General features: G+C 72.5%; 20 protein-coding genes and 1 pseudogene. 11 read left to right on the top strand and 10 right to left on the bottom strand.

Annotation, left to right across the window (positions count from 1 at the left end):
• Positions 1 to 302 precede the first annotated feature (302 nt).
• On the top strand, positions 303 to 953 hold the full coding sequence (locus ACFP3U_RS16365; protein WP_380226249.1) for a tetratricopeptide repeat protein: 651 nt from the start codon (positions 303 to 305) through the stop codon (positions 951 to 953).
• Positions 954 to 965: 12 nt separating this feature from the next.
• Here ACFP3U_RS16365 and ACFP3U_RS16360 read toward each other — a convergent pair whose 3' ends face one another.
• The gene (locus tag ACFP3U_RS16360) at positions 966 to 5,201 is read right to left on the bottom strand and encodes a CHAT domain-containing protein (protein ID WP_380226248.1); all 4,236 of its coding nucleotides are present in this window, start codon (positions 5,199 to 5,201) and stop codon (positions 966 to 968) included.
• A gap of 153 nt (positions 5,202 to 5,354) precedes the next feature.
• Here ACFP3U_RS16360 and ACFP3U_RS16355 point away from each other — a divergent pair, with 153 nt between their 5' ends.
• Positions 5,355 to 5,873, top strand: coding sequence for a hypothetical protein (locus ACFP3U_RS16355; protein WP_380226247.1), 519 nt, complete (start codon positions 5,355 to 5,357; stop codon positions 5,871 to 5,873).
• A complete protein-coding gene (locus ACFP3U_RS16350; protein WP_380226246.1) occupies positions 5,863 to 6,399 on the top strand; it encodes a 2'-5' RNA ligase family protein in 537 nt (178 codons plus the stop codon). The genes ACFP3U_RS16355 and ACFP3U_RS16350 overlap by 11 nt, the downstream gene beginning before the upstream one ends.
• 72 nt (positions 6,400 to 6,471) lie before the next feature.
• On the opposite strand, the gene ACFP3U_RS16345 is transcribed toward ACFP3U_RS16350, so the two are convergent.
• Genes ACFP3U_RS16345 through ACFP3U_RS16335 form a run of 3 tightly spaced genes read right to left on the bottom strand, consistent with a single transcriptional unit; the run spans position 6,472 to position 10,798 of the window.
• Positions 6,472 to 7,047, bottom strand: coding sequence for a DUF6262 family protein (locus ACFP3U_RS16345; protein ID WP_380226245.1), 576 nt, complete (start codon positions 7,045 to 7,047; stop codon positions 6,472 to 6,474).
• A complete protein-coding gene (locus ACFP3U_RS16340; RefSeq protein ID WP_380226244.1) occupies positions 7,044 to 9,641 on the bottom strand; it encodes a tyrosine-type recombinase/integrase in 2,598 nt (865 codons plus the stop codon). Before ACFP3U_RS16340 ends, ACFP3U_RS16345 begins: the two co-directional genes overlap by 4 nt.
• Positions 9,638 to 10,798 (bottom strand): site-specific integrase, encoded by a 1,161-nt coding sequence (locus ACFP3U_RS16335; protein WP_380226243.1) that lies wholly within the window; start codon positions 10,796 to 10,798, stop codon positions 9,638 to 9,640. The genes ACFP3U_RS16340 and ACFP3U_RS16335 overlap by 4 nt, the downstream gene beginning before the upstream one ends.
• A 162-nt stretch (positions 10,799 to 10,960) precedes the next feature.
• Between ACFP3U_RS16335 and ACFP3U_RS16330 the strand changes: the two are divergent.
• Positions 10,961 to 11,146 (top strand): annotated as a pseudogene (locus ACFP3U_RS16330) (hypothetical protein); the annotation flags it as partial.
• Between the two features lie 66 nt (positions 11,147 to 11,212).
• On the opposite strand, the gene ACFP3U_RS16325 reads toward ACFP3U_RS16330, so the two are convergent.
• Positions 11,213 to 12,055 carry a protein kinase domain-containing protein gene (locus ACFP3U_RS16325; protein WP_380226242.1) on the bottom strand — a complete coding sequence of 281 codons (843 nt, stop codon included), beginning with the start codon at positions 12,053 to 12,055 and terminating at the stop codon, positions 11,213 to 11,215.
• 852 nt (positions 12,056 to 12,907) lie between these two features.
• On the opposite strand from ACFP3U_RS16325, the gene ACFP3U_RS16320 reads away from it, so the two are divergent.
• A complete protein-coding gene (locus ACFP3U_RS16320) occupies positions 12,908 to 13,282 on the top strand; it encodes a hypothetical protein (RefSeq protein ID WP_380226281.1) in 375 nt (124 codons plus the stop codon).
• A gap of 165 nt (positions 13,283 to 13,447) precedes the next feature.
• Here the strand turns inward: ACFP3U_RS16320 and ACFP3U_RS16315 are convergent, their stop codons facing one another.
• A complete protein-coding gene (locus tag ACFP3U_RS16315; RefSeq protein ID WP_380226241.1) occupies positions 13,448 to 13,894 on the bottom strand; it encodes a hypothetical protein in 447 nt (148 codons plus the stop codon).
• Positions 13,895 to 14,075: 181 nt separating this feature from the next.
• Here ACFP3U_RS16315 and ACFP3U_RS16310 point away from each other — a divergent pair, with 181 nt between their 5' ends.
• The 4 genes from ACFP3U_RS16310 (at position 14,076) to ACFP3U_RS16295 (ending at position 17,404) form a co-directional block, all read left to right on the top strand.
• The gene (locus ACFP3U_RS16310) at positions 14,076 to 14,228 is read left to right on the top strand and encodes a hypothetical protein (protein ID WP_380226240.1); all 153 of its coding nucleotides are present in this window, start codon (positions 14,076 to 14,078) and stop codon (positions 14,226 to 14,228) included.
• Positions 14,229 to 14,356: 128 nt separating this feature from the next.
• Positions 14,357 to 15,568 (top strand): serine hydrolase domain-containing protein, encoded by a 1,212-nt coding sequence (locus tag ACFP3U_RS16305; protein WP_380226239.1) that lies wholly within the window; start codon positions 14,357 to 14,359, stop codon positions 15,566 to 15,568.
• 80 nt (positions 15,569 to 15,648) lie between these two features.
• Positions 15,649 to 16,626, top strand: a complete 978-nt coding sequence (locus tag ACFP3U_RS16300; RefSeq protein WP_380226238.1) for an alpha/beta hydrolase — start codon at positions 15,649 to 15,651, stop codon at positions 16,624 to 16,626.
• 40 nt (positions 16,627 to 16,666) lie between these two features.
• Positions 16,667 to 17,404 (top strand): VOC family protein, encoded by a 738-nt coding sequence (locus ACFP3U_RS16295; protein ID WP_380226237.1) that lies wholly within the window; start codon positions 16,667 to 16,669, stop codon positions 17,402 to 17,404.
• Between the two features lie 47 nt (positions 17,405 to 17,451).
• Here ACFP3U_RS16295 and ACFP3U_RS16290 read toward each other — a convergent pair whose 3' ends face one another.
• Positions 17,452 to 17,793, bottom strand: coding sequence for an ArsR/SmtB family transcription factor (locus ACFP3U_RS16290; RefSeq protein ID WP_380226280.1), 342 nt, complete (start codon positions 17,791 to 17,793; stop codon positions 17,452 to 17,454).
• A 100-nt stretch (positions 17,794 to 17,893) separates the two neighbouring features.
• On the opposite strand from ACFP3U_RS16290, the gene ACFP3U_RS16285 reads away from it, so the two are divergent.
• A complete protein-coding gene (locus ACFP3U_RS16285; RefSeq protein WP_380226236.1) occupies positions 17,894 to 18,304 on the top strand; it encodes a tautomerase family protein in 411 nt (136 codons plus the stop codon).
• Positions 18,305 to 18,351: 47 nt separating this feature from the next.
• Here ACFP3U_RS16285 and ACFP3U_RS16280 read toward each other — a convergent pair whose 3' ends face one another.
• Both ACFP3U_RS16280 and ACFP3U_RS16275 read right to left on the bottom strand, forming a co-directional pair.
• Positions 18,352 to 19,419: a polyprenyl synthetase family protein gene (locus ACFP3U_RS16280; RefSeq protein ID WP_380226279.1), complete on the bottom strand. Its 1,068-nt coding sequence runs from the start codon at positions 19,417 to 19,419 to the stop codon at positions 18,352 to 18,354.
• 167 nt (positions 19,420 to 19,586) lie between these two features.
• Entirely contained in the window at positions 19,587 to 20,027 is a 441-nt protein-coding gene (locus tag ACFP3U_RS16275) for a nuclear transport factor 2 family protein (RefSeq protein ID WP_380226235.1), read from the bottom strand.
• A 155-nt stretch (positions 20,028 to 20,182) separates the two neighbouring features.
• On the opposite strand from ACFP3U_RS16275, the gene ACFP3U_RS16270 reads away from it, so the two are divergent.
• Positions 20,183 to 20,755: a TetR/AcrR family transcriptional regulator gene (locus ACFP3U_RS16270; RefSeq protein WP_380226234.1), complete on the top strand. Its 573-nt coding sequence runs from the start codon at positions 20,183 to 20,185 to the stop codon at positions 20,753 to 20,755.
• 24 nt (positions 20,756 to 20,779) lie between these two features.
• On the opposite strand, the gene ACFP3U_RS16265 is transcribed toward ACFP3U_RS16270, so the two are convergent.
• Entirely contained in the window at positions 20,780 to 24,010 is a 3,231-nt protein-coding gene (locus tag ACFP3U_RS16265; RefSeq protein ID WP_380226233.1) for a protein kinase domain-containing protein, read from the bottom strand.

Raw genomic sequence — 24,010 nt, 5'->3', positions numbered from 1 at the left:
CGTGCACGGGGACGGGCTGTACCGGGACACCCCCGATCACGCGCCGACCGGCACCCGCGGTTCCCGCACCCGAGTTCCGACGGCGGTCGTCAGGGGTCCGTCCGGCGTGTCGGGGTTGGGCAGTTGTGGAAGTCGCCCGGCAGTCCCACGGCGTTCAGAACCGGTTCCGTGCCGTCGAGGATCTCGAAGACGAAGCTCGCCCGGCTGGGCAGGGCCGTGAGCGCGGACTGGTCGCCGCAGGCTCGGCCTGCGGGCCGTCCAGGGGGCGGCGCGGGCAGGGCCGGAGCGCCTAGGATCGGTGCATGACCAGGGACATACGCATCGAGCAGGCGGAACTCCGGTACGAGACGGCCGTGTTCGGCGGGGACGGTAGTGGGTTGGCGGGGGCGGAGCGGGGGTTGGACGGGGTTGAGGCGGAGCTCGCGTTGGCGCGGGGGCGGGTGTTGCACGCGCGGTTTCTCGCGGAGCGGGTTGAGGATCCGCGGGAGTTGGAGGTGTTCGAGCGGGCCGCGGTGCTGTACCGGGGGCTCGGGGACGGGCGGGGGGAGGGTGAGGCGCTGTTCTGGGTCGGGGCGTTCCACCAGGTCGTCCGGGGCGACGCGGCCGCCGCGCTGCCCGCGCTGGAGCGCGCGCTCGACCTCGCCACCCGTGCCGGGGACCTGCTCACCATGAGTTACGCGCTGCGGCACCTCGGCATCGCCGCCCACATCGCCGGGGAACTGGCGGAGGCGCGCGAGCGGTTGGAGGAGTCCACCCGGTTGCGGTGGGAGCTCGGTTTCCTGCCCGGGGTGGCGGCCAACCTGGTCGGCCTCGCCCACCTCGCCGCCCAGCAGGACCGGCGGGCGGACGCCGCCGCGCTGCTCGCCGAGGCGACCGGGCTGGCGGAGACGGCCGAGGCGCACGGCATCCTGGGCCAGGTCGCCGAGGCCCGTAAGGAACTCGCCCTTCCGTAGGGTCGGGTCCGGTCAGCTGCCCTGGTAGGCGAAGGCCGCCCAGACGTCGAGGGCGTCCGGGGAGCGGCGGGCCAGCGAGACGAGTTCGGGCGGTGCGCCGGGCGGCAGGGCGCGGTCGGGGTCGAGGGCCCACAGTTGGGTGCGGCGCAGCGCCTCGGCGGGCGGGTCGCCGGCGGCGAGGCGGCCGTGGAAGACGTACATCAGGACGCACACCATCTCGTCCACCACCTCCCAGCGGGAGCCGACCGTGCCCGTCGCCCCGGCGGCGAGGAAGGCGCTGGAGAGGGTGAGCGCCTCGTCGAGGTCGCCGCCGGTGTGGTCGCTGACGCAGGCGTCGAGGACGACCAGACCGCCCGGGGAGCCCGGTGGGCGGCCGAGGGCCTGGCGGAGGATGTCGCCGACCGGCAGTCGGCCGTGCCGGTCCCCGGCGGCCGGGTCGGGGGCGAGGGCGAGGTAGGCGTCGAGCGGCGACTGCCCGGACGGCAGCGCGTGGCAGGCCAGGTGGAGGACGGACGCCCCGGCCCGGCCGGGCGCGGGCAGGGCGGCCAGCACCTCGGCCGGGGTGCCCGCCCCCACCGCGTCCTCGACGTAGCCGAGCAGGGTGCCGTGCGGGTAGTGGTCGGCGTGCAGGTACTCGGCCTCGACCTCGGCGTACATCAGCTCCCGGGTCGGGTCGCCGACGATCACCGGCCGTTCGGCGAGCGGCAGTCGGGGCCGCCGGACCACCTCGCAGAACTGCCGGGCGGAGGCCGCGTACGAGATCACCGCCCGTTCCACGGCCCGGACCGGCCGTCCGCCGTCGCGCAGCCCGCTGCTGAGCAGCCCCGCGTGCCAGGGCACGCCGCCGAACGCGCCGAACGGCACCAGCACCAGCCGGGGCGGCCGGCCGGGCGGCCGGTGGCCGGCGGCCGCGCGCAGGGCCGGGTGGCGCAGCAGCGGGCGCATCACGTGGGTGCCGGCCCAGTCGCAGAGTTCGGCGAGGGTGGCCTGCCAGCGGCGCCGGGCGGCGACCCGCTCCGGGTGACGGGGCGGCAGGTCGTCGTCGAGGGTCGCCTGGCGGTCGCGGTGGGCCTGGCGGTAGGCGTCCAGCGGGCCGAGCCCGTTGGTGCTGACCAGGGTGAGCGGCAGCAGGTCGACGGCGCCGCCGTGCTCGTCGCCGGTGATCAGCAGCGCCCCGCCGCAGCGTCCGCCGGAGGGCGGCAGCAGGTAGACCAGGGCGTCGGCGTCGGCCGCGTGCAGGCTCCGGGCGATCTCCTCGACCGACGGCATGGACATCAGCGCCGTGCCGGTCGGGGAGGCGGCGAGGGCGGTGAGCGCGCGGCGGCGCAGGTCGTCGGGCATGGGGATGTCGGCGCCGTCGGGCAGGGAGGCGAGCAGGGTGCCGGGCATGCCGAGCAGGGCGTCGAAGTCGACGGGGCCGACGACGGGGCCGCGCTCGGCGCCGTCCGTGGGACCGTCCGCGGTTCCGTCGCCGGTGAGCCAGGCGTCGGCGAGGTTCTGGTGCCCGGCGAGCCGCAGCAGGTCGGGGACGTCGGTGGTGGCGGTGGAGGCGTGCAGCACCAGGCCGCGGCCCAGCTCCAGCGCCTCGACGACGGACCGCAGGTACGGCTCATCGGTGGTGACGGGGGAGCCGGCGGCCGCCTCCTGTGCCGCGTGGTCCCGGTCGGCGAGGCACCAGTCGGCGATCCGCAGCGCCTCGGACGCGGCGTCCCGGGCCAGCAGCAGGGCCGGTCCGGCCGACGCCTGGAGCAGGGTCGCGGCGGCGAGTTCGCGCAGCCCGGCCAGCCCGATCTCCCGGCCGAGCCGCCGGTCCTCCGGCCCGAGCCGCTCCCGGTGGGCGGCGGCGATGATCCCGCTCACCTTCGCGAGCACCCGGGTCGGCGTCCCGTGCCGCATCCACGCGCGGACGGCCCCGGCGGCGGCCAGTGCCTCGGCGACGTCGGCGGGCCGGCGCGCGTGGCGGTAGCGCTCCAGCAGCAGGGCCGCCCGCATCACCATGCCGCGGGACCCCTCCAGGGTGGTGGCGTCGGTCTCGGCGAGGAAGTCGTCGAGGTAGCGGAGGGCGCCCGCCGCGTGGTGCTCGTTGAACGGCCGCTGCACGGCGAGCAGGACGAGCGCGCCGGCGGCCCGCATGGTCAGGATTCCCTTGTGCAGGTGCCCGGCCGGCGTCCGGTCCGCCGCGTCCGTCATCAGGCCGACGGCCTCCACCAGCCGTTCCGCCGACGAGGACGTGTACACGGTGTGGATGAACATCGCCGCCCCGAGGTCGCCCTGCGCCAACAGCCGCAGCGGGTCGTCCTCGGGCACCGCCGCGACCAGCGGCTCCAGTTCGGCCACCGCCCGGCCCATCCACGCGGTGTCCTGGGCCGCCTGGGCCGTCTGGAACTCCAGCATCAGCCGGATCCGTTCGAGCATCGGCCGCTGCCGGCCGAGCAGCCGCCCAGCGCCCGGGTACTCGCTGGAGGTTGGGCTGGAGGTTTCGCTGGAGTTTTCGCTGGCGGTGAGGAAGGTCAGCACCTCGCCGGCGTAGCGGCGGGAGAGCTCCAGGTCCTGGTGGTCGCCGCCGAGGAGGTGGCGCTGGTAGAGGCTGACGGACAGGTTCTCCAGGTGGACGACCCGGTTGACGTCGTCCGGCCCGGCCCGGCGGAACGCGGCGCGCTCGTGCCGGATCGCCGCGTCCAGGTCGGCGGCGGAGTTGGTGAGCGCGAACCGTTTGCTCATCACCGCGGCGAGGGAGCCGTCCAGGTGCGCCTCCGCCCAGAGGGTGCCCGAGGGCCGGGTCCGGGCGTCGTCGAGCAGGCCGATCACCCGGTCCAGTTCGGCCCGGTCGGTGGAGAACTCGCTCCGCGCGATGGAGGCGTGGGCGAGCTGCTGGAGGACGTCGCCGCGCTGGATGCCGTGGTCCTCGTCGCGCATGGTGTCGACGGCCCGGGTGAGGTGGTGGACGGCCTCGTCCAGCTGGTACGCCTCCGGATCGTGCTCGCGCAGGGCGTTGACCATGGTCCCGAGCACCGCGTGCGAGGGCGGCCGCACCGGGTCGTCCTCGGCCATCCCGGCGAGGCCCTCGCGCAGCACCTCGACCGACTCCCGGGCCTCGTCGGTGGCGATGTACCGGTCGAGGCGGGCGAGGCCGCCGAGCGTGCTCCCGAGCAGCCAGCGCGCGAGGCCGCCCGCCGGGTGGTCGGGCGGGAGCAGCCGGCGCAGGTCGCGCAGCCGGGCGAGACGGTGGGCGGCGTCCTCGGGGCGGACGGCGTCGCCGCCGCGGGCCGCGTACTGGTCGACCAGGCGGAGGCCGGCGCGCAGCCGGGCGGGCTCGTCCGGCTCGGTAGTGGCGGCGATCCACTCCAGGTGGGCGACGGCCCGGTCGACCGTCCCGGCGTCCCCGCCGCCGTCCTCCGCCGGGCCGAGCAGCAGCCTGACGAGGCGTTCGCGGGCGAGCAGCTCCACCGGTTCGGCGAGGTCGGCCGGCCCCGGCTCGGCGTCCGGGGCGGGCCGGGGCGGTGCGGCGCCCGGCTCGTGCCGGGGCTGCGGGCGGAGCCGGTCGAGGAGGCCCTCCAGGACGGCGTCGGCGGCGGTGCGGTCGGCGGTGGTGGCGTCGCGCTCGTGGCGGTCGGCGAGCGCGCAGCCGAGGGTCGCGAGGACGCCGGGGTCCTGGTCGTCGTACGCGTCCGGCGCCACCGGGGCCGGGCCGCCGACGCCGGTGCCGGTGCCGGTGCCGGTGCCGACGCCGACGCCCAGCGCATGCCAGGGCCCGAGCGGCACCGGGAGAGGGCAGGCGAGGCGCAGCGCCTCGATCGCCCGGTCCAGGTCGTCCGGGCGGGCCGCGGCGTCGGCCGTCGCGCCGTCCTCGTACCGCGCGTGCAGCAGCAGCCCGAGCCGAGCCGCGACCTCCGTCCGTTCCGCCGCGGCCGGGTCGAGCACGGCCGCGGTGAGCGTCAACAGCTCTACGGCGGAGGCCCGTTCGGCCAGCACGGCGGCGCGGATCGCCTCGTCCTCGGCGAACTCCGGCTGCTCGACGCCCTGCCAGTAGCGCACCGAGAGCGTCAGCCCGAGCAGGTACCGCACCTCGGCGAGCGCCCCGGCCGGCGCGTCCGGCCCGGCGTCCTCCAACAGCCCGCGCGCCGCCCCGAACGCGGTCAACGCCCCCGACAGCGCCAGCGCGGCCCGCCGCGGATCCGTCGCCGCGTCGTGCTCGTCCAGCAGCCACCGCCCCCGCCCGACCAGCCCCGCGACCTCGTCCCCCACCACCGGACCTCCCCTCCCCCACGACTCGAAGCCCCGAAGCCCCGCACGGCAGACAATCGCACCGCCCTCCCCGCGTCAAACGCCTCCGCCGGAAATTCGGTGGGCGCAGCGGCGGTTGGCGGGTACGGTGCGGGGACGATTCCTGGAGGTGGGACGATGCGACCCCTGCTGTTGGTGGACGTCGACGGGCCGCTGAATCCGTACGCGGCGAAGCCGTACCGGCGGCCCGAGGGGTATCTGACACACCGGTTGCTGACCCCGCGCTGGGAGGCGGCGGAGCGACGGCGGCTGCGCGCGTACGGGCTGCCCAACAAGCCGGTCAAGCCACTGCGGGTCTGGCTGAACCCCGACCACGGACCGGCACTCGCCACACTGCCGTTCGATCTTGTCTGGGCAACGACCTGGGAGGCGGAAGCAAACGACTTCGTCGCGCCGCTGCTGGGGCTGCCGGAGCTGCCCGTCATCAACTGGCGCGATCCTCGGCCGGAGCCGGCGGACGGGGTGTTCTGGAAGACGCCCGAGATCGTCGCGTGGGCGCATTTACCGACCTTCGTGCTGTCCGGATCGTCTGTGACCTGCATCGGGGCGTCGAGTGGGCGTTCGGGACGGCATGGCCGTGTTAATCGGGTCGCCACCGGTTGGGCCTCGCTGATAGACAGAAGCGATGGTGGATGACGACGCGCGAGGATTCCAGGCAGGACAGTCGGGGCTGATCGTGAGGGTTCCGGAGGCGGAGCCTTTGGTGCGTGCATGGCGTGACCGGCTTGACCCCTCGGCCCGTGCCGGTGTTCCGGCGCATGTCACCGTGCTTTTCCCGTTTCTCGACGCGAGCCGCATTGATGAGGGTGTCTGCGCCGCGATCGGCGAGGTACTTGGTCGGCACGAGTCCTTCGAGGCCCGGTTCGACCATTGCGGCCGGTTCCCTGGAGTGCTGTATCTCGCCCCTGAACCGGACACTGGCTTCAGGCGTCTCACCGAGGCGATCGTGGAGCGGTGGCCGGAAAATCCGCCGTTCGGCGGGCAGTTCGACGATGTTGTGCCGCATCTGACCGTCGCCCAGGGCCAGGACGAGGCTGTCGTGGAGAAGGCCGAGGCCGACCTGCTCACCGGTCTCCCCGTCTTCGCGCAGGTCTCGTCGGTCGACTTGCTGGTCCACGACGGGACACGGTGGCGGCAGAGGGCCTCCTTCCCGCTGGGGTAGCCGCGGTTACGTTGGTCGGTCAGCCGTTGGGGGAAGCGGCCTGGTCGCGGTCCAGGTGGATCGGTTCGGCGGTCATGACAGGTCCCGTTCGATGAGTTGGGCTTCGAGGTCAGCGATGCGTTTCTCGGCGAACCGGAGGTTGGAGCGGGCTCCTTCAAGCCGCTCCTGGAGCTTGCGGTGCTCCTGGGTGAGCTGGTGGACGCGGTGCTTGAGGGTGGTGTTCTCGGTGGTCAGCTGCTGGACGGACTCGCCGGGGACCATCTGGTCGAAGTCGCGGAGTTGTCCCATGAGTTCGCCGATCCGCTGGCGCTGGGCGAAGACCTCTTTCTGGGTGCGGGTCAGCTCGGCCTCGGCGTTCAGGGCTCGCTCCCGCCAGGACGCCTCGATCTGGTCGTGCTGTTCCTGTCCGAGTCGGTCATGCCGACTGCGACTGTCGGCGACAGCGGATTTCACGAGGGTGCGGGCGTCTGCGTTCTCGTAGAGGAACGTGGCGGACACCCCGGCTCGTTCGGCGATGGTCCGGACCGTCAGGCGTCCGCGTTCGCGGCGGAGCTGGCCGATGGCCTTCTCGACCTGGGCGAGCTTGTCCTGGGTCTGCTGTCGGCGGGCTGCGATGGCGGCCCTGGTGGATTCAGGCCCGGAGCTCATGCGGCCTCCCCGGTGTTGTCTTCGCGAGCGAGTTCCTGGGCCCGGAAGGCGGTGCTCCAGACGCGGCCGAAGTAGTCCTGGGGCCGCCGCAGGTCGAGTGCGAGGGCTTCATCGAGGAGGCCGACGGCTTCCAGTGCTCTTTCCAGGCCGGTGATTGCGCGAGCGGTGGGCTCGAAGATCTCGTGCAGGTAGTCGGCGGTTGTGCTGTCCGGGGCCCGCTCGGCAAGCATCCGCCACTGTTCTCGCTTGCGGTGCCAGTAGACGAGGTCGGCGCCGGTCATGACGAACTTGTCGCAGTTGTGGCAGTTGAGTTTCCAAGGGCAGGCATTGCCGTCGACGACGGGCTGGAAGGTGCAGAACCCTCCTTCAGCAGGTGTTGACTTGCGGGTGAGATCGACCAGCATGGCTTCGGCTTCTTCCCTGGTCATCGGCTCGCCGGTGGTCAGCAACGTCCCGGGTTCGGCGGAGCCCGGACCGGCGACCCAGATGGCGTTGAGCGCGTCGTTTAGCCGGGGGTCGGTGTGGGCGAGGTGGACGTAGTGCTCTGCCATGCGCTCGGACACCTGGCCGAGGTAGCGCTTGACGTGCGTGAGGTCCGCGCCGTTGCGCAGGAGCTGCGTGGCCAGAGTGTGCCGCGTCTGATGGGGGACGCAGTGCCCGATGTCAAGGGTGATCACCCACATGCGGAAGAGGCGGTGGAACCATCCGTAGCTCACGCCCTTCAGGCACTCGCGGTTGGCGGTCCGCCGTGGGAAGAGCGCGATCTGTGACCTCTCCTCGGCGCTTGGCTCGCGCCCCTGCCGCTGGACGAACCGGGCGATCGTGGTGGCCTGCCGTCGCTCGATGGTCTGGTAGAGGCGTTCGGGGATGCGGATCGCGGCGTCGAGGTTGCCGACCTTCGTCTGGTCGTGCCAGAACAGCGGGACTCCGTTGTGGCGGCTGATGCAGTTCAAGCGGGCGTTGAGGACTTCCTTGCAACGCCGGCCGGTGAAGACGAGCATCTCCCAGGCATCCCGCAGGCCTCTGTCGCCCGGGTCGCCGGTCGCCAGGCGGGCCAGGTTGTCGGGGTGGGCGAGGGCGCGGGCGACATCGTCGGGGAAGGGACGCCGACGCCCGGATTTGATGCCGCTGGCGGGGAGCGCGACGATGAACGTGCGGTGCAGTCCCGCGCGTTCGGCTTCGCCCGACTCGAGTGCCTCTCGCAGGAGCTGGCGGAGGCCGTTGAGGAGCCCGCCGACGGACATCTTCGTCATCCTGGTCGTCTTCCGGCCGCCTCTTTGGGTGGGAAAGGCCAGCGAGGGCAGTCCATGTTCGGCGCGGTGGCGCTGGTCGGTGAGGAAGTCGATCATGTGGTCCGCATTCAGCAGTGTGGGGTCGTGACCGCCCTCCGGTGCCTGCGCTTCAAGGTAGGCACTCAGTTCCATGCAGCCGCGGCGTCTGGTCTCAAGGGGGTTCCGGCTGCGGGGAGGAGCCTTGACCAGACGGTCCGCCAGAGACTCCCAGAGCAGGTCACGCAGCCAGCGCTGCGAGATGCCGCCGAGGTCGAAGAGGCCGTCGCATTCCTCGATCCGGACTCCGAAGTGTCCCAGATCGATGAAGCCCGCGTCCTTGGTGTCCTGCCGGGTGAAGTAGATCAGGCGCAGGTAGCGCAGCATCGTTTTCACGATCTTGCGTGAGACCTGCCGGCAGCGTCCGAGGTCGAGATCGGCCAGCGAGTCGGCCCCCTGCCGACGGCAGTCCTCCGCGACGTGCTGGAGCCACTGGACAGGCCACGGGTTGCCTTCCACGGGCATCTGCGTGTGCTGGAACATCGACCACTGGATCTCACGCTTCACCAGCGGACGCAGCCGAAGCAGGCTCAGGCAGCCGTTCATCCGCGCGATCGGACCGGTCTCGGCGCACCACCGTCGAAAAGCTGCCTGGTCGGTGTAGGTCACCGGGACGGGCTTGCCGAGGTCGGCCAGCCATCTGCCCCAGTTCTTGGGCAGGTTGGCGCCGCCGGGCTGCCCCTCGCTCTTGTAGCGGTAGCGGTGCCGACTGCACAACCCCAGCGGGCTCACTGCCTGGTCGGGGCAGACATCGACCCGGCACTTGCCGAACGGCACGAACGCGGACTCGGACGCCAACCACCCGTCAAGATCGGCCAGTTGTCCCTGCCGCTGCTGCCGCAGACGGTGCTGATACCAGCGGTCCACGTGCAGCTTGCACAACCCGATCGAGCTGGCCGCGGGAATCCCCGGACAGATCAGACAGTCCGGCGGGTCGTGCCACGACACGGTCGGCAAAGGCCGGGCGTTCTTGAGGAAGGCGTCCAGCCCGCGGCCTTTCCGCTTCAGGTCGCGCCACTCGACATCGTGGTTGAAACAGAAGTCGGCCGTGGCTTCCCGTCCCCGTTGGCACTCCGGAACACCGCAGATCCATCCGTAGACGGGATGGTCTCCGGGGACCTTGATGACGTCCGGGCGGAACAGCGGGTCGAAGGACGGTGCGTCCATCAAGGCAGTGAGGAGCTCCAGCCGGTCCCGCGTGGTGCGTCCGTCCCGCCCGGGAACGATCACCGGCAAGGCCCGCAGTGCCGGTGCAGGGTGCGTCATTCGTCCTCACCCCAGACGGCCTGGAGAGCGGCCGTGAACTCAGGCGAGTGCAGGTCGGGATGGCCATAGACCTCATCGACCATCCTGGCCGACGCCCAGTTCCCGACGGCCTTGGCCACCATCGAGTCGCCGTTCGTGACGTCCAGCACGTCGTTGGTGATCTGGTGGCGAAACGCCTTGGGCGTGATCCTCCCGGCCAACCCGGCCCTTCGGCCGGCTCGCCGCAGCATCCCCCGGGCGGCATCAGCGCTCCAGGGCTCTCCAAGGTTCGGGCCGGCCAGCTGGATCAGCAGCATCCCGTGGCCGGTGGCGTGCTTCGCGTACTCCGTCGTCATGTACTTGAAGTAGCTGCTGATCATGGCGGGGCTGGCGCGGTAGATCTCCCCGCCGGTGACGACCCCGTCAACCACCTTCCAGTCCGGTTTGATCTTCGCGGCGGCCCGGTTCGGGTTGCCCCAGCGATGACAGACATGCAGGTGAGGGCTCTTGCACTCGCCGCAGGCCGCGTTCTCCCGCAGGTGCAGGTCCATCAGGTGCAGCCCAGCCAGCCCGCCCGGCCGCAGGCTCGTGTCCGACAGCCACTGCAGGACCATCTCGTCGCGGGCCGTGTTCATGACGCCCCGCAACTCCTCCTTGGCCCCGTCCGGCAGCATCTTCGGGTGCCGGCGCCGCGGCGGCCGCTTCGGAGCCAACGGGTTGGCCGACATCGATGTCTTCACGTGCCCCAACAGAGCCCGGTCCCGGTCCACCCTCGTCGGCAGCCGAGTGACCGCCAGGGCCTCCCTCAGCTCGTTGTTCACGCCCTTGCTGGCGCACGCGTTGAGGTAGAAGCCCTTGAGGCATGCCGCCGCGACCTGGAGTGCCGAGGCACCGTACGGACGCTGAGGAGGCACCCGCCACGGCTGCCCGTACGGCATCGGCACATGGGCGCCCACCGCCCCCATGTAGCGGTGCAGGTCACGCATCATGATCGTCTCGGTGGTCAGCCCCTCCCGGACCCGCCACCGCAAGTGGTCCACCAACGAGTAGGCGTACGTCTTCTGCGACCCCGACCCCTCGAACGGCCGCAGATACGAATCCGCCTCCGCATCCACCGTGCAGTCCGGCCACACGACCGTGTACGACCTGCCACCACCAGCCCTCTCCAGCACCTGCACCCGCAAGTCCCCGAGGACCACTCGACTACGTGCCACCCCTGCCTCCCCAATCGATCTCCCGCATGTACCGAAGAGAACGGAGACAGTCGGTTAACCGGCACGGGGCGCCGGTGGAGGGCACCCAAACGAGGGACACGAACACTCACAGACCAGTTGGAAAAGGCGCAGGGTCGACCGTTCGCCTGGGTGGACGATCAGATCACGGACGCGGACCGGTCGTGGGTCCGGGCGCACCATAGCGGGGCGGCGCTGCTGCACCGGGTGGATCCCCGGGTGGGGCTGACCGCCGCCGACTTCGCCACCCTGGCGGAGTGGGCGGCGCCATCGCTTCCCGATCCAGGCACCTGACCGACTCCGGCCCGTAGACACGCTGAACCGCCTCGGCGCCGTCGAGGGTCAACTCCCGCAGCTCGATCACGCGTCCACCGCTTCGACAAGGGTCTTCAGCTCGGCGGCCGTCGGCCGGTCGTCCGGGGCGGCCAGCAGGACGTGCCGTAGGCGGGCCTGGAGGGCGGGCCAGGGCATCGCGGTGGACAGCGGGACGGCTCGGTGGGCGATGGCCCTGCGCTTCTCCTCGACCGGAGCGTCCGCGTCGATTCCGGCGGTCTCGTAGTCCAGGGGCCAGGTGCCGGTGACGCAGGTCCACAGGGTGCCGGCGAGGGCGTAGACGTCGGCGGTCTGCGTCGTGTCGACGGGCTGCGAACCGTTGAGGATCCGGGCGGCCAGTTCGGGAGCCGTGAGGTGGATCATCGTGCCGTCGAACCTCCGCCATGGGGTGGTGCCGACCTGCCGCGACCAGGCGAAGTCCAGAAGGCGGACGCCGTTCTCGGTGTGGATGCCGTGCTGAGGCTGGAGGTCTCCGTGCACCCATCCGGCCTCGTGCAGCTCGGCCACCGCGTGGCACAGCCCGACGGCGGCCTCCAGGGCTTCGTTCCGTCCGCCCTCGCCCTTGCGTACCGGGCGGAACACGTCCCAGGTGGACGGTCCGGCCAGCCACGGGGTGACGTACCAGACGCCGCCGTCGAAGCGGCCGACGGTCACGGTGTACTCGGGGAGCTGGTCCAGCACGGAGGCTTCGCGGGCAGTGACCTCGGCGGCCTCGCCGGCGCCGAGCTTGATGCTCACCGCCCCGCGCGGTCCCCCGGCCTTCCACACCGCCGAGCCCCGCCGGTCGCTGATCTCCTTCAGCTCCAGCGGCCCGCAGGCGGCCTCCGCCGCTGTCAGTGCCGCTGCGGCCTCGGGAGGGAACTCGCCCATTCTCGTACTGCCTTCCACTCGCAAGGGATGTGCTCGAAGACGTCCCGGCCGTCGTCGGCCGCCACGGACAGCGCCGTGGCGAGGTCGGGAGTTGCCTCCAGGAACTTCGGGTCCAGCGGCCGGACACCCGCCGCACCGGAAGGAACGAGAACGGCGGCGGCGGGATGCTCTGCCCGCGCCGGCCGGTCTCGACCGCCCCCTGGGCGAACTTCCCGAACATCACGCCGACCGGGGCGTACAGGTTCTTCAGCACCCAGTGCGGCCAGGCCATCAGCTCACCATGGTCCGCTCCGTCACAGTGCCCGACCAGCACCACGTTCTCGCACGCGAGGACACCGTACGGCCTTCCCATCAGCGGCCTGCCCCATTCCGCGGCCTGCACCCCGGCGTGGAACAACTCGGCTTCCACGGCGTACCGGTGGCTGCCCGGGGCGATCTCGTCGCGCACTCGATCACGCGAGCGAAGTGCACAGCCTTTCCGGGCAGTTGCACAACGGGGGGTGGCTTCGGTTCGACGGCTCCCGTCTCGCCGAGGAGCGCGGGACCTGCTATCTCGCGCTCGGTCGCCCGGATCTGGCAGAGCAGGCATTGACAACCGCACTCTCGCAGCAGCTCTCACCGCGCCGTCGAGGGGCAGTTCTTGCCGAGCTGGCAGCCCTGGGTGCCGAACGCCGCGATCTCGACCGGACGCTTCACTACACTCGCGCTGCTTTGGAGCTGGCGGACCAGACCGGCTCGGGCTACATCGGCAGGAAGCTTGGGGGCGTCAGCAGCCGCCTCGTCCCACTGATGGCCGACGGCCGAGCTTCAGCACTGCACCAGCAAATCTCGGCGCTCGAAAAACGCCGTCTGATGAAGGAGTGCCCCGTGTCGTCTGACGGACGAATCTTCCGCGAAGCATGGATCGCTGGAGTGTTGAAGCACTACCCCGGCGAACCAAAGGCCGGCTACGTCGCCCCGTGGGACGACACTCCCCAGTGGGAGCGCGATTGCGCCGCCGCCGTCTTCGGTCAGGTCCGCGATTTCATCAGCGTGAGCAACGGGAACACCTCCAAGCTCACCCGCGAACAGAAGGGGCGCTTCGTCGCCACCTGCTGGATCGCCCAGATCCACAAGCACATCGAGAACCCCAAGCCGGGCTACGTCGCGGACTGGAGCGACCTGCCGCTCTGGCAGCAGGAGACCGATGCGGACATCTTCGAGGCGATCGAGCAGAGCCACTCCTGAGCGCGATGCTCCCTACCGAAGGGGGCCACCGCGGCACGTCGCAAGACCCGGGCCGCCGACCCCGTTGCAGGTTGCCTGATCCGAGGCCGAGTGGAACATGGGTGGCGGCCGACCCATCTGTCGACCGCCACCCGATATTGGCAGCCTGACTACGGCTGCCCGACCCTAGTCCTCGTCGATCGGGCGCACGAACTCCAACGTCCAGGTCTCCTGGAATTCGGGCTTGGGCTCGGTGAGCCCGATCTGCGCCCCGCGGTGGCCGGCGCGCATGGCGAGGCCCTTCTCCGAGATGATCTTGACGCCTCCCAGAACGGCCTCGAAGGTGAACTTCGCCGAATCGGCGCGAGGGACGTTGTTGACGAACAGTTTGTCCTCGGCGATCACGAGCGCGGCAGCATCGTGGGCGGCGAGCCGGACGACGTAGGGCGCTCCCGGGGCCGGCTCGACGGGCTCAATGACCCACTCCTGCTCGATCGGGAGGGGGTTCATTCGGTCGGTGATGACGGGCGCACCGTGCTTGACGGCGAACTCGGTTGCCGTCACCAGCGAGCCCGGCCCGATGATGTGGGCGTGGATCTTGTAGATGCCGGGCCTGACCGGGATCGGAGGCATAGAGATTCTCTTTCCGCTGAATATTGCTTGAGACCTGCGTTTCGCACGCCAACCTCACCATGAGCCCCCGAGTTGGCACACGATACTATTTCGCCAAGCTCGCCATGGCGTGAAGTATTCGATTCAAATTTCGAAACCCCGGGCAGCCCGGATCGGAATCAGGGCATGTGTTCTAGACATATTGGAGGTTTCGATTACGGCCGCCCTGGAGTTCGCCGACCTGAAGGCCGAGGCCGGGCGCAAGCATGCGGGCAAGGGCCTGAAGCTCGTCGCCAAGGATGGCAAGAAGGTGCGGCCGCGTCGGATCGAGGCCCTGCCGGGCGAGATCCGGTGAGGGTAGGGCCGATTGGATGGATCGGTGGTGGTTTGTGGTGGTTCGTGGGGGTGGACGGGGTAGTTGGCGGGGGCTCGTAGCCAACGATCGGCGGGGTAGTGCGCCGAACCGTAGAGAGGCCCTGGACCATGAGAAGACGTTCGCCGTTCCACCGCTCGATGCCGGCCCGCGTGCTCCTCGCGGCGGCGCTCGCCGTCGCCGGGCTGGTGCCACTGACGGCCGGTGGTGCCGTCCCGGTCGCTTACGCGCCGGCGGCCACCGGTGACGACGAGGCCGAGGCGCGGCAGTTGAGTCCGGAGTTGCAGGCGAGGCTGGACGAGGCGGTGCAGCGGGTGATGCGGGAGGCGGGTATTCCCGGTGTGCAGGTCGGGCTGTGGCTGCCGGGGCGGGGCCACTACGTGCGGGCGTTCGGGGTGGCCGACAAGGAGAGCGGCGCGCCGATGACCGACCGGCTGAACATGCGGATCGGCAGTGAGACCAAGACCTTCACCGCCACCGCCGTGCTGCAGCTGGTGGACGAGGGCCTGGTCGGGCTCGACGAGCCGATCGCGCGGTACCTGGACGGCGTCCCGTGCGGCGAGGTCATCACCGTGCGGCAGTTGCTGGAGATGCGCAGCGGCCTGTTCCCGTACAGCGCGGACGAGGACTTCGCCCACACCTTCCTGAGCGACCCGGACCACGTCTTCACGCCCCAGGAACTGCTCGCGTACGGCTACCGGCACGACAACGTGTTCCCGCCGGGCGCGCGGTACCAGTACTCGAACACCAACTACATCCTGCTGGGCCTGCTGGTCGAGAAGCTGAGCGGGCAGAGCATCGAGAGCTTCGTCCAGGACCGGATCACCGGGCCGAGCGGCCTGCGGCACACCCTCTTCCCGCAGGGCACCGGGCTCCCGTCGCCGTACGCCCACGGCTACACCGACCAGACGCTCTCCGGTGGGATCGCCGACTCCACCCACTGGGATCCGTCCTGGGCCTGGTCGGCGGGCGCGCTCGTCTCCGACCTGCGCGACCTGAGGCACTGGGCCAAGGACCTCGCCACCGGCACCCTCCTGTCGCCCGGGACCCAGGCGCAGCGCCTCACGATGCTGCCCACCGGGATCCCGGGCGCGAACTACGGGCTGGGGATCTTCGACATCGGCGGGTGGATCGGCCACAACGGCTCGCTGCCCGGCTACGAGAGCCTGACCGTCTATCTGCCGGAGGAGTGCGCGACCCTGGTGCTGCTGCTCAACTCCGACATCATCGCGCAGGGCTCCGAGCCGAGCACGCTGCTCGGCCGCGCGATCACCGGCATCGTGACGCCCGATCACGTCTACGACATCCCGCCCGGCAAGTAGCCTCGGGGACGGGAGACGGGAACGCCGGCTGGGGGTGCGTGGTGCGGGGTGAGAGCGGTACGGGGGCGGTTCCGCCGCCGGTGGACGCGGAGCTGCGGGCCGCGCTGGCGGCCGCGGGGGCGACGGCGCGGGAGCCGGTCACGCCGGAGGGCCTGGCCGCCTGGCAGGCGCGGGACGTCGCGGCGCGGCCCCGGCCCGGGTTGGCGCGGTTGCGGGACGGCGGCCGGTTCGAGGTGGCGGAGCTGCGGGTGCCGGGGCTCGGGGACGGGCCGGCGGTGCGGCTGGTGAGCGCGCGGCCCGCCGGGGCCGGCGGGGGGCCGCTGCCGCTGCTCTACTACCTGCACGGCGGCGGCATGGTCACCGGCAACGCGTGGTCCGTACTGCCGCGGCTGCTGCGCGAGTTGGCCGAGCCGCTGGGGCTGGCCGTGGTCTCGGTGGAGTACCGGCTGGCCCCGGGGTCGCCGTACCCGGCGGCCGTGGAGGACGGGTACGCCGGGCTCGTCGGGGTGGCGGAGCGCGCGGCGGAGCTCGGTGTGGACGCCGGGCGGATCGTCCTCGGGGGCAAGAGCGCGGGCGGCGGCCTCGCCGCGGCGTTGGCCCTGCTGACCCGGGACCGGGGCGGCCCGGTCCCGGCCGGCCAACTGCTGCTGAGCCCGATGCTGGACGACCGCGACCGCACCTTCTCCACCCGTCAGCTGGCCGGTCACGACACCTGGGACCGGACGTCGAACGCGACCGCCTGGCGGGCCCTGCTGGGTGAGCGGTACGGCGCCGCCGACCTGCCGCCGTACGCGGCGCCCGCGCGGGCCACCGACCTGTCGGGGCTGCCGCCCGCCTATGTCGAGGTGGGTTCGGCCGAGACCTTCCGGGACGAGGCGGTGGCGTACGCGGACGCGATCTGGCGGGCCGGGGGCGCGGCCGAACTGCACGTCTGGCCGGGCGCGTTCCACGGCTTCGACACCTTCGCGCCGGGCGCCGCCGTCAGCCGGGACGCCCGGGAGGCCCGGGTCCGCTGGCTGCGTCGGCTCCTCGTCGACTCACCTGCTGAAGATCATTAATTACGGCGGCCCAGGTCACAGTGCGTCTAGGATCTGCCGCATGGCAACACGACTCGTGCAGATCAACATGAAGGCGCTCGACGACTCCGCGCTCGGCCGGTTCTGGTCGGAGGCGCTCGGTTGGGGTGTCGACAGCGAGGGACCGGGTGTGACGAACCTCGAACCCGTGGGCTTCACCTACCCCGACCCCGCGTTCGTCTACATCGACATCATCGCCCGCCCCGAGCCCAAGACGGTGAAGAACCGGGTGCACGTTGATCTGGCCACCACCTCGACCGCCCATCAGGCGGAGTTGGTCGCGCGCCTGAAGGACCTCGGCGCGACGCTCGCCGACGTGGGTCAGGGCGACGTCCCCTGGACGGTCATGGCCGATCCGGAGGGCAACGAGTTCTGCGTCCTGGAGCCCCGTCCGATCTACCAGGGCACCGGGCCGGTCGCCGCGGTGGTGGTCGACTGCACCGACCCGCGGGCGATGGCCCGGTTCTGGAGCGAGGCGATGGACTGGACGCTGCACGAGGTCGCCGACGACCACGCCTCCCTGCGCTCCGCCCAGGGCGTCGGCCCCTACCTGGAGTTCGTGCGCACCCCCGACACCAAGAGCGGGTGGAACCGCGTCCACCTCGACGTCGCCCCCTACAAGGGTGACGACCCGGCGGCGGAGGAAGCCCGACTGCGCGCCCTGGGCGCCACCGACCCCGGTATCGACCAGTCCTCGATCTCCTGGCGGATCCTCGCCGACCCGGAGGGCAACGAGTTCTGCCTCCTCAGCCCTCGCTAGTACGGGTCAGCCCCGGCAGCCCGACACCCCGACACCCCGACGCGAACCTACGCGGAACTGCGCCGGTCCGTCGCGGGCTCGGCCAGGATCAGATCGAGGAGCCCGGGGAACCGCCGGTCGAATTCGGGGCGGCGGAGCCGGTTGAGCCGGCGTGGTCCCTCGTCGCGCTGCTCGACGAGGCCGGCGGCGCGCAGCACGGCGAAGTGGTGGCTGCGCGTCGCCTTGGTCACCGGAAGGTCGAACGTGCCGCAGGCGCGGGTCCAGTCAGGGGTGCCGGCCAACTCCCTGAGAATGGCGCGCCGCACAGGGTCGCCGACGGCGTCGAGCGCGTCCTGGAGCGACACCTCGGTCGGATGGGCGTGGGTGAGGCTGCGGGTGCGGGCGGACATGGATCGATCCTCTGCAGAGTGTTCGACGATCGCCATACACTGATATGGTCGATGTTCGTCGAACACTGTAGCCCGGGCCTTCCGGAAAGCGAGCGTTCCCATGCCTCTGGTCCGCATCGACCTGTCCGCCACCCGGCCGCCCGCCGTCCGACGCGCCATCGCCGACGGCGTGCACCAGGCCCTCGTCGACGCCATCGGCATCCCGGCCGGTGACCGCTTCCAGATCGTCACCCCGCACGATCCCGAAGAGCTGATCTTCGACCCGAACTACCTCGACGTGGCCCGCCGAGACGTCGTCTACGTCCAGATCACCCTGGTGGCGGGTCGGCCTCGGGAGCTCAAGCTCGACCTGTACCGGCAGATCACCACCAACCTGACCAACGTCGGCGTGCGGCCCGAGGACGTGTTCGTCACGCTCGTCGAGAACGCCCTCGACAACTGGTCGGTGGGCAACGGCAGGGCGCAACTGGTCGACCTGGGTGCCGTGGCGGGAGCCCGCGTCGAGCCGTGATTCGTCGCACCCGGGCGAACCTGCTCCCGGGCGGGTGAGCGGTCCGCTCAGCCGCCCGGGAGCAGGTTCGCCAGGGGCAGGCCCGCGAAGAAGGCGACCGCCTCCGCGCGCCAGTGCGGGCGCCAGCCCTCGGCTTCGGCGCGGGCCGCCTCGGCGCAGCGGCGCATGTCGGAGCGGAGCTTCGCGTCCACGCCCAGCAGCCGGGCCAGCTCGCGAAGCTGCTCGACCCGGTCGGCGGGGAGGTGCGGATCGCCGAGGGCGGACTCCACCACGGCCCGCTGCGCCTCGTCCGCGGCGGCGAGCAGGGCGCTCACGGCGTAGCTGCGGCGGCCCGCGCGGAGGTCGGCGCCGGTGGACTTGCCGGTGGCGTCCTCGTCGCCGAACAGGTCGAGGTAGTCGTCGCGCAGCTGGCCGCCGATGCCGACCAGGGTCGCGTACCGGCGCAGCCGTGCGTCGTGGGCGGCCACGTCCTCGCCGGCGGCCAGCAGGCCCAGTCGCAGCGGGGCGAGTACGGAGTAGCGGGTGGACTTGTACTCGCAGACGGTGTGCAGGAACTCCTCGTCCGGGAGCGGCCGGAAGTCGCGTTCGAGGTCGACGATCTGGCCGGTGACCGTCTCGGCGCCGGCGTTCAGCTGCACCTCCAGCATCGCCTGGCGCAGCTCGGCGGGGACGTCGGCCTCCAGCAGGACGCGCATCGAGAGGAAGGCCGCGAGGTCCCCGGCCAGGACGGCCAGGCCGAGCGCGGTGCGGTCGGCCGCCGGGAACTCCCGACGGTAGGCGTAGTAGGTGGAGGGGCCGCCGCGGCGTACGGGGGCGTCGTCGATGATGTCGTCGTGGACGAGCCCGTGCGTCTGGAGCAGTTCGATGCTCAGCGCGGCCTCCGCGAGGCCGGGTACCGGGTCGGTGGTCACCAGTCGGGCGGCCTCGTACAGCAGGGCGACGCGCAGGCGCTTGCCGCCGCGCAGCGAGAGGTCCCGGAGCAGTTCCAGGCAGCGCGGGGTGAAGCGGCTGAGCGGCGGCGTGTCGAGGCGCTCCGGCAGGGTGGCGAAGTAGGCCTCGAAGCGGAGGTCGAACCGGCGGCGGTGTTCGGCGGCTCGTTCGCGGGCGGCTGCCATGATCGTCTCGTTCACGGGGCCTACCCTCGCATCCGCCCGGGCCCGCCCGCGCCGCCGGGGTCGGGGCGGCGCGGGCGGGGCGGGTCGGGCGGCGTGTGCTTGGGAGCGGCTTGTCTACAGCGCGTCAACAACGTGCCAACGGCCCGCCGCGGCGACCGTGGCCCGTCCTACGCCGCTTCCAGGGCCTCGACCAGCTGCGGCAGGGTGCCGGTGAGGGCGGCGAGGGCCACGTGGTCGTGGAAGTCCCGGCTGTGGACGATGAGCCCGTCGCGTACCCGCAGCACCTGGATGTTGGCCGTCGTACGGGTCCGTCCGGTGGCGCGGTGGCGCACCCGGTAGTCCCACTCGGCGACGATCACCTCGGGGTCGTCGGTGGCGCGGACCACCACGTTCTCGTGGCTGAGTTCCAGCGGGAAGTGCTCGGCGACCTGGGCGAACCGCTCGGCGAGGACCTTCCGGCCCTCGAAGCGGCCCGGGCCGCCGTGGTCGAACACCGTCTCCACCACGGTGTCCTCGGCGTAGAGGTCGACGATCTCGGTGAAGCGCCCGGCCGTGATGCCTCCGAGCAGCGCATGGAAGGTCTCGCGCGGTGACCGCGTTTCGGACATGATCAACCCCCAGGGTGATGAACCGGACGATTCGCCGCCACAACCGGACCGGCGACTCCGATTACGACGATACGGACTGGGTAGTCCGGTTGTCCAGGGGTTGCCGCACGGCGGTTCACGGTGGTTCCACCCTCGAACGAAAGGGAGTTGAGAGGATGACCGGCGCACAGGAGCGGCCGCTCCGGGCGGACGCGGCCCGCAATCGGGCCAAGGTGCTGGACGCCGCCACCGAGGTGTTCACCACCCGCGGCATCGGCGTGCCGACCGAGGAGATCGCCCGCGCCGCCGGCGTCGGCGTCGGCACGCTGTTCCGGCACTTCCCGACCAAGGAGGCCCTGCTGGAGGCGGTGATGGTGCGCCGGCTGGAGACGATCGCGGAGCGGACGGCCGAACTGGCCGCCGGGGCCGAACCCGCCGAGGCCTTCTACGGCTGCTTCCGGCTGATCGTCGAACAGTCCGCCGGCAAGAACGAGTTCGCCCGGGCCCTCGCCGCGGCCGGCGTCGACGTGCAGTCCTCGTTGCAGGCCCCGTCCGCCGTCATCCGCACCCGGCTGACCGGGCTGCTGGACCGCGCCCAGCGGGCCGGGGCCGTCCGCCCGGACCTGACCGTGCCCGAGCTGATCGCCCTGCTCGTCGGCACCGGCGCCACCCTGGAGCAGCTCGGCCCCGACCCGGCGGCCCGGGAGCGCGTCCTCGACGTGCTGTTCACCGGGCTGCGCCCGCGCTGAACCGCCCGGAGAGCCGCTGCCCGCCTACTGGTCGCCGATGCGGCGGGAGGTCCAGGTGGCGAGGTAGCAGGCCAGCGGGAGCATGACGAGCAGGGCGGCCCAGAAGGCGGCGTGGCCCCAGGGGTCGGCGAGGCTGCGGAACATCGGGGCGAGGACCGGGATGCGGAGGGCCTCCAGGGGGCCGAGGGGCGGGGGCCAGGCGCCGAGGGCGACGGTGCCGAGGGCGAAGCCGACCAGCAGCCGGCGAGCCGCCCGGGGGACGGCGGAGGCGGCGAGGAAGGTGAGGAAGGCCAGCAGGAGGAGGTAGTCGGCCTGGTAGGCGGCGCCGACCTGGCCGGTGCCCCAGGACTCCGGGGTGGGGTGGTGGTCGCGGTCGACCACGGCGATCCTGACCTCGACCGAGGCCCAGAGGAGGAGGGTCAGCGCGACCGTCCCGCCGAGCCAGAAGACCAGCCGGTCCCGGTAGCCTGCACTGCCCGCGCGCCAGCGCCGGTCCGCGCCGGCGGCGCCGGTGCGGGCGCGGCGGCGGGCGGAGAGGCGGCGGCGGTCGCCGACCGCGCGTTGGGCGGCCTCGTGGGCCGGGGTGAGCAGCCAGCGCACCGAGCGGCCGTTGAGGAGCAGCGCCAGGACGACGGCCGCCGCGGCGCCGATGCCGGACCAACTCGCCAGCCCGCCCTCGAACATGACCACCCGGTCGATCACCGGCTGCGGCGGCTTCAGCACCGTCATCGGCGGTCCGAGGTGCAGATAGCCGATGGTGAAGGAGGCGGCGACGGCGAGGAACAGCATCCGCCGCCCGATCCGGGCCGGGAACGCGACCACCGCGGCGGCGGCCACCAGGGCCGCGCCGAGCTGGCCGGCGGTGCCGCGCGCGGCGGCCTCCCCGGCCGTCCGGAGCGGTCCGTCGAACGCCCCGCCGGGCGCGACTTCCGCACCCACCCCGGCGTCGACGGAGATCCGCCAGACCGCGCCCGCCCAGAGGGTGATGGCGAGGGAGAGGAACAGCAGCACGCCCGCGACCGCGCGCCGGGGCAGCGAGCTGCGTGCGCCGCTCCACCAGGCGCGCAGGTCGGCCTTCCACGCCCCGCGGTTCCGGCCGGTCCGCGCGCCGCCCGCCCGTACGCTCCGCACCTGGAGCACGGCCGCCGCGGCGAGCACGCCCCGGCCGTCGGCCGTCGCCGGGTCGGCGGCGAGTGCCCGGCGGCGCAGGTCCGACCAGCTGCGGCGGAACCGTTCCCGCCCGCCGCCGCGCACCCGGGCCGCCACCGCGCCCGCCCCGTCGGCGACGACGGTCACCGTCGCGTGGACCGGCGCGGGCAGGCCGCCCAGCGGGCCTGGCAGGGCGGAGAGCCGCCGGACGACGGCGCGCCGCTGCCCGTCCGGCTGGAGGGTGAGCAACAGCACCCAGCGGCGGGCGGCCTTGCGTTCGGCGGCGGTGAGGCGGCCGTCGCCGTTCCCGCCGCCACGGCCGCCGAGGGTGCGGGCCTCGCGCTCGACCGTGTTCAGCACGGCCGTCAGCTCGGTGAGCCCGAGCAGTCGGGCGCAGGCCCGCTCCGGGCAGGCCGGGTGACCGCAGTGGAAGCGGGCGGCCAGCGCGGGCAGCCCGGCCGTGACCAGCTCGTCGACGAAGGTCAGCACGTCCGGCTGATCGGCCGGCTCGGCCGACCGGGCCAGCTCGGCCAGCCCGGCCGCGTCCACCCGCCGGTCCCGCACGTGGGGGACGGCGTCCGGGGTGAACGCCGCGCCGAGCGCCAGCACGGCCCGGGAGGCCGCCGCCGACTTCTCGCCGGAGGTGCCGCGTTCGACCTCCTTGAGGTAGTGCAGGTCGAGGACGGTGTCCTTGACCTCGTCGCGCAGCCAGTCGCGCAGCCGCCGCGCGCCGCCGCTGACCAGCCAGGCCGCCGCGTCCGCGGACCGCTTGAGCATCGCCCCGGCGAGGGCCGCCGGATCGTGGAAGTCCTCACCCCGGAAGGCGATCGGACGGTGCGTGGGCCCCGGGGGCGGGGTGGGTTCGGGCGGCGGCGGGACGGCCCGGCTGCGGACCACCTCCGGGCTCTCGCCGTTCAGCCAGGCACGGACCTGCGGCGCCGTCCACCGGTCGGCCGGGTCCTTGGTGAAGAGGCCCTGGAGCAGCAGCCGGTGGCGCTCGTCGGCGACGGCGGCGAGGTCCACCTCGTCGTCGATCACCAGCCGGAACTGCAGCGCCTCGTCGCTCACCAGCTCGCCGTCCGCGCGCCGGTAGCGGCTCTCGCCGCTGAACACCTCGTAGAGGATGGTGCCGAGCGCCCACCACGGCCCGGCCTGGTGGTTGTGGCCGGCGAGCTGTTCCGGCGCCATGTAGGCGACAGTGACCTGCATGTCGGCGGAGAACCGGCGGCTCGCGGTGAGCTTGGCGACGCCGCCGAAGTCGGCCACCACGAACTCGGTGGCGGAGCCGCCGTTCCGGCCGCCCTTGCGGACCAGGATGTTGGCGGGTTTGAAGTCGACCGGGTTGCGCACGATCGTGGTCTGCCAGAAGGCCAGCAGGTCGACCAGCTCGCGGATGATCCGATCGGTCTCGCCGGGCCGGTCGAGGCGGCGCCGCGCGCGCAGCCCGGCGACGTGCTCGGCCAGGGTGACGGGGAGGTACTCCATCGCCATCCAGTCGCAGAGCACGCCCGCGTGCTCCACCTGACCGTGGTCGAGGATCTCGGGGACGTGGCGGCGGAACGCGGGGTCGCCGGCGAGGTGGGCGAGGAGTTCGGTGTCGGCCCGCACGCCCGGGTTGCCGACCTTCACCGCCGCGTCGCCGCCGCCGTCGGTGCGGCGGACGCGCCAGACGGTGCCCTCGCTGCCGGAGCCGACCCGGCCTTGGGGGTGGTAGCGGTCGGTGAGGGCGGTGGGGAAGCCGGCGGTGGGGTCGGGGGAGGGGGTGTCGGGGCCCTGGACGCGGGTGCGCGGGCCTGGGACGGTGGCGCCGGTGCTGGCTGGGGTGGGTGTGGGGCCCGGCGCGGGCTTCTGGACGCGGGTGCGCGGGCTCGTCGTGTCGGCGGGGGCGGGAGTGCCGTTCGCGCCGCTCTTCGGGGCGCGTTGCACGCGGGTGCGCGGGCTTTCGGCGGGAGTGCCGTCCTGCTTCGGGTCGGGCTTCGGGGGCCGTGCCCGGTTCTGCCCCTGCCCTTGTCCCTTCGCCGGGTTCTGGTTCTGGCCCTGCCCCTTGGCCGGACCGCGCCCCTGCTTGCGGGTGGGCGGACTCGGCTCCGGCGGTGTGTCGGCCAT

It is taken from the genome of Kitasatospora misakiensis (assembly GCF_042656005.1).
Lineage (GTDB): Bacteria > Actinomycetota > Actinomycetes > Streptomycetales > Streptomycetaceae > Kitasatospora > Kitasatospora misakiensis.
Note: the sequence above shows the minus strand (reverse complement) of the source record. Positions and strands in the feature narration are given on the sequence as shown.